Annotated in this window: 10 protein-coding genes; 7 read left to right on the top strand and 3 right to left on the bottom strand. The window is 69.3% G+C overall.

All coding sequences use genetic code 11. From position 1 onward, the window contains the following. Positions 1–157: 157 nt before the first annotated feature. Positions 158–970, top strand: a complete 813-nt coding sequence (locus tag ABD743_RS29260) for an SAM-dependent methyltransferase (protein ID WP_344725584.1) — start codon at positions 158–160, stop codon at positions 968–970. 31 nt (positions 971–1,001) lie between these two features. Here ABD743_RS29260 and ABD743_RS29255 read toward each other — a convergent pair whose 3' ends face one another. Together ABD743_RS29255 and ABD743_RS29250 are read right to left on the bottom strand one after the other, a co-directional pair. Continuing rightward, entirely contained in the window at positions 1,002–1,658 is a 657-nt protein-coding gene (locus ABD743_RS29255) for a hydrolase (RefSeq protein WP_344725583.1), read from the bottom strand. Positions 1,659–1,951: 293 nt separating this feature from the next. Beyond that, positions 1,952–2,869 carry a glutamate ABC transporter substrate-binding protein gene (locus ABD743_RS29250; protein ID WP_344725582.1) on the bottom strand — a complete coding sequence of 306 codons (918 nt, stop codon included), beginning with the start codon at positions 2,867–2,869 and terminating at the stop codon, positions 1,952–1,954. 166 nt (positions 2,870–3,035) lie between these two features. Between ABD743_RS29250 and ABD743_RS29245 the strand changes: the two genes are divergently transcribed. Further along, the gene (locus ABD743_RS29245; protein WP_344725581.1) at positions 3,036–3,791 is read left to right on the top strand and encodes an SDR family NAD(P)-dependent oxidoreductase; all 756 of its coding nucleotides are present in this window, start codon (positions 3,036–3,038) and stop codon (positions 3,789–3,791) included. 15 nt (positions 3,792–3,806) lie between these two features. On the opposite strand, the gene ABD743_RS29240 is transcribed toward ABD743_RS29245, so the two are convergent. Then, positions 3,807–5,375, bottom strand: a complete 1,569-nt coding sequence (locus ABD743_RS29240; protein WP_344725580.1) for a bifunctional metallophosphatase/5'-nucleotidase — start codon at positions 5,373–5,375, stop codon at positions 3,807–3,809. A 316-nt stretch (positions 5,376–5,691) separates the two neighbouring features. Here ABD743_RS29240 and ABD743_RS29235 point away from each other — a divergent pair, with 316 nt between their 5' ends. The 5 genes from ABD743_RS29235 (at position 5,692) to fdhF (ending at position 12,332) form a co-directional block, all read left to right on the top strand. Continuing rightward, positions 5,692–6,291, top strand: coding sequence for a superoxide dismutase (locus ABD743_RS29235; RefSeq protein WP_344725579.1), 600 nt, complete (start codon positions 5,692–5,694; stop codon positions 6,289–6,291). 160 nt (positions 6,292–6,451) lie between these two features. Continuing rightward, a complete protein-coding gene (locus tag ABD743_RS29230) occupies positions 6,452–7,387 on the top strand; it encodes a LysR family transcriptional regulator (protein WP_344725578.1) in 936 nt (311 codons plus the stop codon). Between the two features lie 69 nt (positions 7,388–7,456). Continuing rightward, on the top strand, positions 7,457–7,939 hold the full coding sequence (locus ABD743_RS29225; protein ID WP_344725577.1) for a formate dehydrogenase subunit gamma: 483 nt from the start codon (positions 7,457–7,459) through the stop codon (positions 7,937–7,939). Next, entirely contained in the window at positions 7,936–9,510 is a 1,575-nt protein-coding gene (locus tag ABD743_RS29220; protein WP_344725576.1) for a formate dehydrogenase beta subunit, read from the top strand. Before ABD743_RS29225 ends, ABD743_RS29220 begins: the two co-directional genes overlap by 4 nt. Beyond that, the gene (gene fdhF, locus ABD743_RS29215) at positions 9,507–12,332 is read left to right on the top strand and encodes a formate dehydrogenase subunit alpha (RefSeq protein WP_344725575.1); all 2,826 of its coding nucleotides are present in this window, start codon (positions 9,507–9,509) and stop codon (positions 12,330–12,332) included. Before ABD743_RS29220 ends, fdhF begins: the two co-directional genes overlap by 4 nt. The last annotated feature ends 2 nt before the right edge of the window (positions 12,333–12,334 follow it).

Genomic DNA, 12,334 nt, shown 5'->3' with positions numbered 1-12,334 from the left:
CCGCAGAGCGTGATCTCCGGTGAGCCGGTCAGCGGGTCGCGCGGCCGCCCGATCCCGTACCGACGGATCGGTCAACGGCGGCCCGAACCGCCATGATCGTCCTAGACTCGGCGCGCCATTGACCGTGTCGGTTCGAGGCCGAGGAGTGAGAACCACGATGTCGAGTGCCGCACCTCCGTACGTCGACACGACGAAGGCCAGCGTCGCGAGGGTCTACGACGCCTTCCTGAACGGCACCGACAACTACGAGATCGACCGTGAGGTCCTGCGCCGCATCCAGCAGGTGGCTCCCGAGGCCACCTTCCTCGGGCGCGACAACCGCGAGTTCCTGAACCGGGCCAGCCGGTTCATCGCCGGACAGACCGAGATCGCCCAGTACCTGGACTGCGGCTCGGGTCTGCCCACTGCGGAGAACACCCACCAGGTCGTGCAGCGCATCCATCCCGATGCGCGCGTGGTGTACGTCGACAACGACCCCGACGTACTCAGCCACGGCAGGGCGCTGCTCGAGGAGAACGACCGCACCCACCTGATCGGGGCCGACATCTTCGAGCCCAGCCAAGTGCTGGACAACGAGGTGGTGCGCAAGCAGCTCGACTTCTCCGAGCCCATCGCGCTGTACCAGTGCGGCACCCTGCACCACTACACGGGCGAGCGGAGCGCCGACATCATGCGCGAGTACATCGACGCCCTGCCGTCGGGCTCGTACGTGGCGTTGAGCCACTTCTTCGACCCCGAGACCACCGAGGACAGCGCGCTCGCCCGCAAGATGGAGGACATCTTCCTGCACAGCCCGATGGGCAGCGGCATGTTCCGTACTCGCACCGAGATCGAGAGCATGCTCGACGGGCTCGAGTTGGTCGATCCCGGCCTGGTGCTGTGCGCCGACTGGTGGCCGGACGGTCCTCGCGTCAAGCCGCTGGTGCCCGTGCAGCGCTGCATCGTCGGGGCGGTCGGCCGCAAGCCCTGACCGCGGGCGTCCGGCGGCCCAGCGTGCAGGCCTACTTCATCATCGCGCGGGCGTAGTTCACTCCTTGTCCCCAGGCTCCCATGTGATCGCGGACGATGTCGTTGACCGGACCGTAGGTCTCCTCGCGTGCCCAGTCTCGCTGCCATTCCGAGAGCATGTTGGCAACACTGACCGGCACCACGCCCATCTGCATCATCCGGAGGATCGCGGCGTCGTGCGCCGCAGTGCTGGACCCGGCCGAAGCGTCCACCACGGCGAACACGTCGTACTCCGCCTCGATCGCCGAAAGCGCGGGAAATGCCAGGCAAACCTCGGTCCACAGCCCCGCGATCACGAGCCTGCGCCGGCCCGTGGCCTCCACCGCTGCCCTGAACGCACCATCTTGCCAAGCGTTGATGAAGGTGCGGTCGATGACCGGCGTATCCGGGAGTACGTCCGTGATCTCGGGAATGATCGGCCCGGCGAACGTGGTTGCGGCAATCGACGCGAGAACGGTCGGGATCTCGAACACCGTGGCGAGCTTGGCCAGCGCGGTCACGTTGTTGATCACGGTCTCCGGATCTGCACTGCGCGCCCCGAAGATCATCTGGGGTTGATGGTCGATCAGCAGCAGAGCGGTGTCCTTCGTTGAGCTCAGCGCCTTGATGTCACCATCCGACAGGTCCGGCAGGCGACGTGGTTGCGACACGCGTTCTCTCCTCTATATCAGGACCGCACAAGGTTCCCAACAGCCTTTTCGCCTACTGGGGATGTTCCGTCATTCGTGTTGACCACCGAACGGTCCCGCGCCCACAGGAGAGAGGCGACCCACGGCATCGATCAACAAAAATGTCAAATATCACACCGCTCAAATATCCTTCGATTCCTTGACGGCAGTGAGCAGCAGCAGATCGTCTTCGCTTCCCGGAATCGCGTTCCTGTGGGCTCGGTCCGTGCGATGGCCCAGTCGCCCGTCAGCCATGAGGACCGAGTCTGCTCATATCAGGAGCCCACGACGGAGCCGATCGCCGGCGGGGTGGGTGCAGCGCCGCTCACGACCGTGCCGAGCGTGGCCTTCCACAGCTTCGCCCAACTGCCGTTCGCATAGATCTTCCGGAGCCACTCGTTGACGAAGGCCTTGGCCGCGGGGTCGCCGAGCGGGAGCCCGATGCCGTAGGACTCCCGGGTGAACGGCTCACCGACGACCTTCACGCCAGGGTTGGTGCTCGCGTCGGAGACGAGGATCACCTGGTCGAGCACGTATGCGTCGGCGCGGCCCTGCTGCACCGCTGCCACGCACTCGGGGTCGTGCTCGAACGTCACCACGTGGGCGGCGGGGGCCGCCGCCCGCAGCGCGAGCACGGCGGTGGAGTTCGACTGGGTGGCGACCGTCTTGCCGTTGAGGTCGCCGACGCCGTGAATGGCCCCGTCCCCCGCCGTGACCATGATCGCGTCGCCCGAGGAGTAGTACGGGCCGGCGAAGGCGACCTTCGCTGCGCGCTCCGGGGTGATCGAGTAGGTCGCGACCACCGCGTCCACCGTGCCGTTCCGGAGGAGCGTCTCGCGGGTGTCCACGGTGACCGGCGTGATCGCGACGTCGTTCGTGGGCTTACCGGTGATGTAGTGCGCGAGCATCTCCGCCAGCCCGGCGTCGAACCCGGTGACCCTGCCGGTGGTCGGGTCCCTGAGGGCGAAGAGCGGCAGGGTGTCGCCGCTTCCGACGTTCAGGGTGCCCCGCTGCCTGATCCTGTCCGCCCATGAGCCCGGCGTGATCGACGCCGGGTCGGCGACGGGTGAGTTCATGATGATCGCGTCGTACCGGTTCACGTCGGTCGTGCCCGGAAGCACGGAGGCCGCGTCGGAGTCGGCACACCCCCCGAGGGCGACGACGCACGCCAGCACGGTTACGAGCACCCCCATTGCCCGAATAGTCACAATGCGCATCGTCATCGCCCCCAGGATGCCGCCATATTGCACGCAGCGTAACCAGACGGGGAATGACAAGAATGGGCACTCGAAGCACCCTCACCGGGCCCTGTGACCCGTCGTACTGTCGAGATCCGGTAGCGACGAGGAGGACAACCCCGTGGCCGACAGCGGCATCGACTCGGTTCTGCGCGATCGTGTGGCTCTGATCACGGGAGCCTCCGGCGGTATCGGCCAGGAGATCGCACGGCGGCTCGCCGAGAGCGGCACCGATCTCATGCTCACCTACGGCGGACACGCCGACGAGGCCGAACACGTGGCGGACCAGGCCCGCAGGCTCGGCCGCCGCGCCGAGGTCATGCAGGCCGACTTCACGGACCCCGACAGCCCGGCGCGCGTCGTCGCCGCGACCCGCGAACGGCTGGGCGACGTCGACGTGCTGGTCCCCGCGGCGGGCGTGGCCGAGCAGAGGTCGTGGACGGACGTCGACGGGGCGCTGTGGGACGAGAGCATGACCGTGAACGTCCGCGCCCCGTTCTTCCTCGTCCAGGAGACGCTGCCCCGGATGATCGAGCGGGGGTTCGGCCGGATCCTGCTGTTCTCCTCGGTGGCCGCGTTCACCGGCGGGGTCATCGGCCCGCACTACGCGGCGGCAAAGGCGGCGCTGCACGGCCTGACGCACCACCTCGCGGCACGTGTCGCCGACACGGGTGTGACCGTCAACGCGATCGCTCCTGCCCTCATCGCGGGCACCAGGATGCTGCCGCTCGGGCCGGACGACCCGGTGCCCCCGATGATCCCCGTCGGCCGCCTGGGCACCACCGCGGAGGTGGCCGACCTCTCCCTCGCCATGCTCCGCAACGGCTATCTGACCAACAAGATCATCGCGCTCGACGGCGGTGCGTACCCCGACTGAGGCGCGTCCCGCAGGTCAGGACACGGTGATCCGGTCGGTGGCCGGGGGTGCGACCGGGCCCACCTCGGTCAGGTAGTCGGCGAGACCGTCGATGTCGAGGCCGCCCACCACCCGGTTCGTGCCCTGGGTCAGCACGGAGAAGCCGTCGCCGCCGTCGGCGAGGAAGCTGTTCACCGTGATCCGGTAGGTGGCCGCGGGATCGACGGGTGCGCCACCGATGCTGAGCGCGCCGACGCGGGTGCCCGAGCAGGGGTCGGCGGCCGTGCCCGACGCCCCGTTGGGGTCGACCGTGTAGGCCACCGACGCCGACGGCTGCAGCGTGCGTTCGGCCACGAACTGCTGCTCCAGCAGGCAGTCGAGCTGCGCGCCGCTGAGGTCCACCGTGGTCAGGTAGTTGTTGAAGGGCTGGACGGTGAAGGCTTCCTCGTAGGTGACGGGGCCGGCGTCGAGGTCGGCACGCACGCCACCGGGGTTCATGAACGCGGCCACCGCGCCCTGCTCCTGGTCGGTGGCCGCGAGCTGCGCGTCGGCGATGAGGTTGCCCAGTGACGACTCGCCCACCAGGGTGCCGAAAAGCGGTTCCTGGGCGCGGGTGACGGCTCCCGTGGTCTCGCCCACCTGACGGGAGGCGATCGGCCCGAGCAGCGCGCGGTACCGCGTGACGAGCTCGGTCTCCGCCGGATCCGCCGGCACGTCACGTCCCACCACCACGTTGGTGGCCGTGGCCGTCAGCACGTTGCCGGTGGCCGGGTCGATCTGCAGGTCGATGTCGGTGACCAGGCGCCCGAACGAGCTGGTGCTGGTGACGACCTTGCCCGCGATCACGCAGTTGTAGGCCTGGTGGGTGTGGCCGCTGACCACGACGTCGATCGCCGGGGAGAACCCTTCGGCGATGGGGACGATCGGCCCCTGCAGCCCGGCGCAGTCGTTGATGCCCGCGTTCGGGGCCTGCGTGCCGCCCTCGTGCAGGAGCACCACGATCGCCTCGACGCCCTGCTTCTGCAGCTCCTCCGCGTACCGGTTGCCCGTCTCGATCTCGTCGCGGAACTCCAGCCCGGCCACGCCGGACTGCGTGACGATGTCCGGGGTCCCCTCCAACGTCATCCCGATGAACCCGATGCGGACGCCGCCGACCTCCTTGATCGCGTACGGCTCCAGTAGCGGCCCGCCGGTATCGGTGACGAAGGCGTTGGCCGAGAGGTACTGGAACTCCGCGCCCTTGTACGGCCGGTCCTGGTCGGCGCAACCGTCGTCGGGGTGACAGCCGCCGTTCTGGATGCGCAGCAACTCGTCGGCGCCCTCGTCGAACTCGTGGTTACCCACGCTCGCAACGTCGAGCCCGGCCAGTCCGAGTGCCTCGATCGACGGTTCGTCGTGGAACGCGGCCGACAACAGCGGCGAGGCCCCGATGAGGTCACCGGCGGCCACGGTGATCGTGTTCTCCTGCTGTGCCTGGCCGGCAAGTTGCGCGAGCTGGGTGGCGAGGTACTCCACACCACCGGCCGGGACGCCGGCGATCGTGCCGCTGGAACCCGTCGGCGGTTCGAGGTTGCCGTGGAAGTCGTTGAGTGCGAGCAGCTGCACCGCGACCGGCTCGGGGCCGGTGTCCCCGCCGCCTCCGTCGCCCCCGCCCGTGGTGGCGGCGGTCAGCGCCCGGCGAGCAGGACACCCGCAGCCACGAGCACAGCGCGCCGGACCGGACGAGACGACCGAGGCATACGAGGCCCTCCACTGGTTGCTGCGCCGGACTGTGCCACAGCACGAACCGGATCATGCTCGCATGATCGGATGAACAGGGCATTACGGGCGCTCGGCCGTTGAGCACCGAGGGTCCCGGCTGACGATTCCTCTTGGCTGTTGCAAGATAGTGGCGACTACGCACTGACGAGCGGAGGAGTCCATGGCCGAGTACACGCTTCCCGATCTCCCCTACGACTACGGCGCCCTTGCCCCGCACATCGCCGGCGAGATCATGGAGCTGCACCACAGCAAGCACCACCAGACCTACGTCACCGCCCTCAACGGCGTGCTCGACAAGCTCGCCACCGCCCGCGACAGCGGCAACTTCGACGCGATCGTCGGGCTCGAGAAGACACTCGCCTTCAACCTCGGCGGCCACGTCAACCACTCGATCTTCTGGAACAACCTCTCCCCCGACGGCGGCGACAAGCCCACCGGCGAGCTCGCCGCCGCCATCGACGACGCCTTCGGAGGCTTCGACGCCTTCCAGGCCCACTTCACCTCGGCCGCCACCACCATCCAGGGCTCCGGCTGGGCCATCCTCGGCTGGGACACCCTCGGCAGCCGGCTGCTGATCCACCAGCTCTACGACCAGCAGGCCAACCTCCCCGCCGGCCAGATCCCGCTGGTCATGCTCGACATGTGGGAGCACGCGTTCTACCTGCAGTACAAGAACGTCAAGCCCGACTACGTCAAGGCCTGGTGGAACGTCGTGAACTGGGCCGACGCCCAGTCCCGCTTCGACGCCGCCCGCGCATGATCACTGCGAGATCCGCGGATCCGCCCTCGTGGGGGCCGGTCCGCGGATCTCGCGGCGATCGTGGCGGGGAACGGGCAACTCGCGCGCCCGGAACGGGCGACTCGCGGGGGGTGCGCGGCCCGGCTTTGCGCTTCTGCCTCCGCGCCGGTATCCCTGTCCGGTGCTCCTGCGCCAGCTGGAATATCTCAGCGCCCTCGCGCGGGAACGTCATTTCGCCCGTGCGGCGGCCGCGTGCCACGTGTCGCAGCCGGCACTGTCTGCGGCGATCCGCAGGCTGGAGGCCGATCTCGGGGTGCAGATCGTGCGGCGGGAGCGGCGGTTCGGCGGATTCACGCCGGAGGGCGAGCGGGTGGTGCTGTGGGCACACCGCATGCTCGCCGACCGCGACGCGCTGCGGCAGGACCTGGACCGGATGGCAGGTGGCCTCACCGGCCGTCTCCGCATCGGCGCCATCCCGACGGCGCTCACCGCCGCTCCCCTGCTCACCGGCCCGTTCAGCGAGCTGCACGGGCGGGTGCGGATCTCCTTCGAGTCGTTGTCCTCCCGCGAGATCGTGCGCAAGCTGGCCGAGTACGAGCTCGACGTCGGCATGACCTACGTCGACGGTGAACCGCTCGGCGGCGCGGTGCGCACCGTCCCGCTCTACCGGGAGCGCTACCTGCTGCTGACGCCCGACGACTCGCCCCTCGCCGGGCGGACCACCGCCGCGTGGGACGACGCGGCGACGCTGCCGCTCTGCCTGCTGTCGCCGGACATGGAGAACCGTCGGATCATCGACCGCGCCTTCACCGACGCAGGTGTCGCGGTGGAACCGATGTTGGAGGCCGATGCGGTGTCGGTGCTCTACGCGCACGTCGCCACCCACCGGTGGTCGACGATCATCGCGCACGCATGGTTGCACCTGTTCGGTGTTCCTGATGGGATGCGCATCGTTCCCATGACCCCGCCGACCACGAGCCACCGCATCGGCCTGGTGCTTCCCGACCGCGTTCCGGAGCCGATGCTGGCGCGGGCCCTGCTCGATGTTGCAGGGTCGGTGGACATGCGAGCCGCGCTCGACCAGCTGCTCCGAAAGCACGTCCGCGGCCGTTCATAGCTCCCGCTTATCAAGGCATAGGCAAGATTGCTTTGAACTGTGGCACCTCAGAGCGGGACACTCGCGACCATGACGACGGACGTCACGGATCTCGCGGCAGTACGCGCTGAGCACGTGCGCAATATCGCGACAACGCTGCGGGACGTGCGCGGCCCGCTATTGCCGATACTCCACGCGATACAGGAAGACCTGGAGTACATCGATCCGGCTGACGTACCGGTGATCGCCGACGTGCTCAACCTCGCGGTCGCCGAGGTCCACGGCGTCGTCACCTTCTACCGCGACTTCCGGCGCGCCCCGGCCGGCCGCACCACGGTGCGGGTGTGCCAGGCGGAGGCCTGCCAGGCGGTTGGCGCCGAGGCGCTCGGCGAGCACGCGAAGCGACGCACGGGCGTCGGTTTCGGTGAGACCACCTCCGACGGCGCTGTCACGCTCGACGAGGTCTTCTGCCTCGGCAACTGCGCTCTCGGTCCGGCGGTGCAGGTCGGCGATCGGCTGCACGGCCGGGTCACCCCCGCCCGCCTCGACGCACTGCTGGGAGAAGCCCGATGACTCGTCATGTGCGGGTGTTCGTGCCGCGGGATTCCGCCGCACTGTCGGTCGGTGCCGATGAGGTGGCCGAGCGGATCGCCGCTGCGGCCGCCACTGCCGGCCGCGACGTCGAGGTGGTGCGCACCGGTTCGCGCGGAATGCTCTGGCTGGAGCCGCTGGTCGAGGTCGAGACGGCCGAGGGTCGCGTCGGGTACGGGCCGGTCGCTCCGGAGGAGGTCGACGGCCTGGTCGCCGCCGGCCTGCTGGACGGCACGCCGGAAGGCCTCGGACTCGTCGAGGACCTGCCGTGGATGCAGCGCCAGCAGCGGGTGACGTTCGCCCGCGTCGGGATCGTGGACCCACGCTCCGCCGAGGACTACGAGGCCCACGGCGGCTACGCCGGGCTCCGGGCCGCGCTCGCGAAGACCCCGGCCGAGGTCGTCGAGGAGGTCGTGGACTCCGGCCTGCGCGGCCGTGGCGGTGCGGGCTTCCCCACAGGCATCAAGTGGCGCACGGTGCTCGGCGCACAGTCGGACGTCAAGTTCGTCTGCTGCAACGCCGACGAGGGCGACTCGGGCACCTTCGCCGACCGCATGCTGATGGAGGGCGACCCGTTCACCCTCATCGAGGGAATGACGATCGCCGCCTACGCCGTCGGCGCCACCGAGGGCTACATCTACGTGCGCTCGGAGTACCCGGAGGCCGTCGAGGCTCTGAACGCGGCCATCGAGACGGCCCGGCAGCGCGGCTGGCTCGGCGAGCGGGTGCTCGGCTCCGACCTGACGTTCGACATGTTCGTACGGGTCGGCGCGGGCGCCTACATCTGCGGTGAAGAGACCTCGATGCTGGAGAGCCTCGAGGGCAAGCGAGGCACGGTGCGCGCGAAGCCGCCGATCCCCGCCCTCGAGGGCCTCTTCGGGCGTCCCACCGTCGTCAACAACGTGCTGTCGCTCGGCTCGGTGCCTGCGATCCTTGCCCACGGCGCCGCCGCGTACGCGGAGCTGGGCACCGGCCGCTCCCGCGGCACCAGCGTCTTCCAGCTCGGCGGCAACATCGCCCACGGCGGCATCTTCGAGACACCCTTCGGGATCACCCTCGGCGAGCTCGTGCAGGACCTCGGCGGCGGCACGGCCTCCGGCCGGCCGGTACGCGCGATGCAGGTCGGTGGACCGCTCGGGGCGTACGTCCCGGCGGAGCAGTTCCACCTGCCGATGGACTACGAGTCGTTCGCCGCGGCGGGCGCCATGCTCGGCCACGGCGGCGTGGTCGTGTTCGACGACACGGTGGACATGGCCGCGATGGCCCGGTTCGCCTTCTCCTTCTGTGCGGAGGAGTCGTGCGGGAAATGCACGCCCTGCCGCGTCGGCGCCGTCCGCGGTGTCGAGACGATCGACCGTATCCGCGCAGGCGAGGACCGCACGAAGAACCTCGTGCTGCTCGACGACCTGTGTGAGCTCATGACCGACGGATCCCTCTGCGCCATGGGTGGGCTCACCCCCATGCCGGTGTTGAGCGCGGTCCGGCATTTCGGCGAGGACTTCGGCGTCCCGGCGACCACCACCACAGGAACAAGCGACGGGGGCACGGCATGACTCTGCTCAAGGAGCCCGACTTCGGAACGCCCGCCCGCGAGGGCGCGGCCACCGTCGAGGTGACCATCGACGGCGTGGCCGTGACGGTGCCACCGGGAACGTCGGTCATGCGCGCGGCCAAGCAGGCCGGGCTCGACATCCCCAAGCTCTGCGCCACCGACAGCCTGGAGGCGTTCGGCTCCTGCCGGCTGTGCGTCGTCGAGATCGACGGCGCACGCGGCACGCCGGCGTCCTGCACCACACCGGTCGCCCCCGGCATGGTGGTGCGCACGCAGACCGAGAAGCTCGGGAAGCTGCGCCGCGGTGTCATGGAGCTCTACATCTCCGACCACCCGCTCGACTGCCTCACGTGCTCGGCCAACGGCGACTGCGAGCTGCAGGACATGGCCGGGGTCACGGGGCTGCGTGAGGTCCGCTACGGATCCGGTGTCGATGCCGGCGCCAACCACATGGACGCCCCCAAGGACACGTCCAACCCCTACTTCGACTTCGACGCCTCCAAGTGCATCGCGTGCTCGCGCTGTGTCCGCGCCTGTGACGAGGTGCAGGGCACCCTGGCCCTCACGATCGAGGGCCGCGGCTTCGACTCGAAGGTCGCCGCGGGCGCCGGCGTCTCGTTCATGGAGTCCGACTGCGTCTCCTGCGGCGCATGCGTGCAGGCCTGCCCCACGGCCACGCTGCAGGAGAAGTCGGTCGTCCAGCTGGGCATGCCCACCCGCTCGGTCGTCACCACCTGCGCGTACTGCGGCGTCGGCTGCTCATTCAAGGCGGAGCTGCGCGGCGACGAGCTGGTGCGGATGGTGCCCTACAAGGACGGTGGCGCCAACGAGGGCCACTCCTGCGTCAAGGGCCGGTTCGCCTTCGGCTACGCCAGCCACCCCGACCGCGTGATGTCCCCGATGCTGCGCGACTCGATCACCGACCCGTGGCGCGAGGTCTCCTGGGACGAGGCCATCCAGTTCACGGCACGGCGGCTGCGGGAGATCCAGGCCGAGCACGGCTCGAGCTCGATCGGCGCGATCACCTCGTCCCGGACGACGAACGAAGAGGTCTACGTCGTCCAGAAGATGGTGCGCGCGGTCTTCGGCAACAACAACGTCGACACCTGCGCCCGCGTCTGCCACTCCCCCACCGGCTACGGGCTCAAGCAGACCTTCGGCACCTCCGCAGGCACGCAGGACTTCAAGTCCGTCGCCAAGGCCGACGTGATCATGGTGATCGGGGCCAACCCCACCGACGGCCACCCGGTGTTCGCCTCGCGGATGAAGCGGCGGCTGCGCCAGGGCGCCAAGCTGATCGTCATCGACCCGCGGCGCATCGACCTCGTCCGCTCTCCGCACATCGAGGCCACCCACCACCTGCAGCTCGCGCCCGGCACAAACGTCGCGATCGTCAACGCGATGTCGCACGTCATCGTCACCGAGGGGCTCGTCGACCGGCAGTTCGTGCAGGAGCGCTGCGAGGACGTCGAGGCGTGGGAGAAGTTCATCGCCCAGCCGGAGCACAGCCCCGAGGCCGTCGAGGAGATCACCGGGGTCCCCGCCGCCGAGGTCCGCGCCGCGGCCCGGCTCTACGCGGAGGCCGGCAACGGCGCCATCTACTACGGCCTCGGCGTCACCGAGCACAGCCAGGGCTCGACCACGGTCATGGGCATGGCGAACCTCGCGATGGCCACGGGCAACATCGGCCGCAACGGCGTGGGGGTCAACCCGCTGCGCGGGCAGAACAACGTGCAGGGCTCCTGCGACATGGGCTCGTTCCCGCACGAGCTGCCCGGCTACCGCCACGTGTCCGACGACGGCGCCCGCGACGTCTACGAGCAGCTCTGGGGGGTGCCGCTGCTCGAGGAGCCCGGCCTGCGCATCCCCAACATGTTCGACTCGGCCATCGAGGGCTCGTTCCGGGCGCTGTTCGTGCAGGGCGAGGACATCGCTCAGTCCGACCCCAACACCAACCACGTGCACGCCGCGCTCGCCGCGCTGGATCTGCTCGTCGTCCAGGACCTCTTCGAGAATGAGACGGCGAAGTTCGCCCACGTGCTGCTGCCCGGCACGTCGTTCCTGGAGAAGGACGGCACGTTCACCAACGCCGAGCGGCGGATCAACCGGGTGCGCCCGGTGATGGCGCCGCAGACCGGCAAGCAGGAGTGGGAGATCGTCTGCGAGATCTCGCAGGCGATGGGCTACCCGATGCACTACGACAACTCGTCGCAGATCATGGACGAGATCGCGATGACCACGCCGACGTTCGCCGGCGTCTCCTTCGCCCACCTCGACAAGGTCGGCAGCGTGCAGTGGCCGTGCAACACCGCGGCCCCGAACGGCACGCCGATCATGCACGAGACCGGGTTCGTGCGCGGCAAGGGCCGCTTCGTCGAGACGGTCTACGTGCCCACCCGCGAACGCAGCACGCGCAAGTTCCCGCTGATCCTCACCACCGGCCGGATCCTGTCGCAGTACAACGTCGGCGCGCAGACCCGCCGCACCGCCAACGTCGCGTGGCACCCCGAGGACATCCTCGAGCTGCACCCGCACGACGCGGAGGTGCGCGGGATCAACGACGGCGACATGGTGTCGCTCTCCAGCCGTGTCGGCCAGACCACCCTTCGGGCGGTACTGTCGGAACGGATGCCGGTCGGCGTGTGTTACACGACCTTCCACCACCCGGTCACGGGAGCCAACGTGATCACCACCGACAACTCCGACTGGGCGACCAACTGCCCGGAGTACAAGGTCACGGCCGTTCAGGTCGGACTCACACCGGAGCAGGCCGCCGTGCGCGAGCACCTGGCGCAGCGACCGGTCGTCACGGCAGGAGATTGATC

This window comes from Pseudonocardia yunnanensis (assembly GCF_039534065.1).
Taxonomy (GTDB): domain Bacteria; phylum Actinomycetota; class Actinomycetes; order Mycobacteriales; family Pseudonocardiaceae; genus Pseudonocardia; species Pseudonocardia yunnanensis.
Note: the sequence above shows the minus strand (reverse complement) of the source record. Positions and strands in the feature narration are given on the sequence as shown.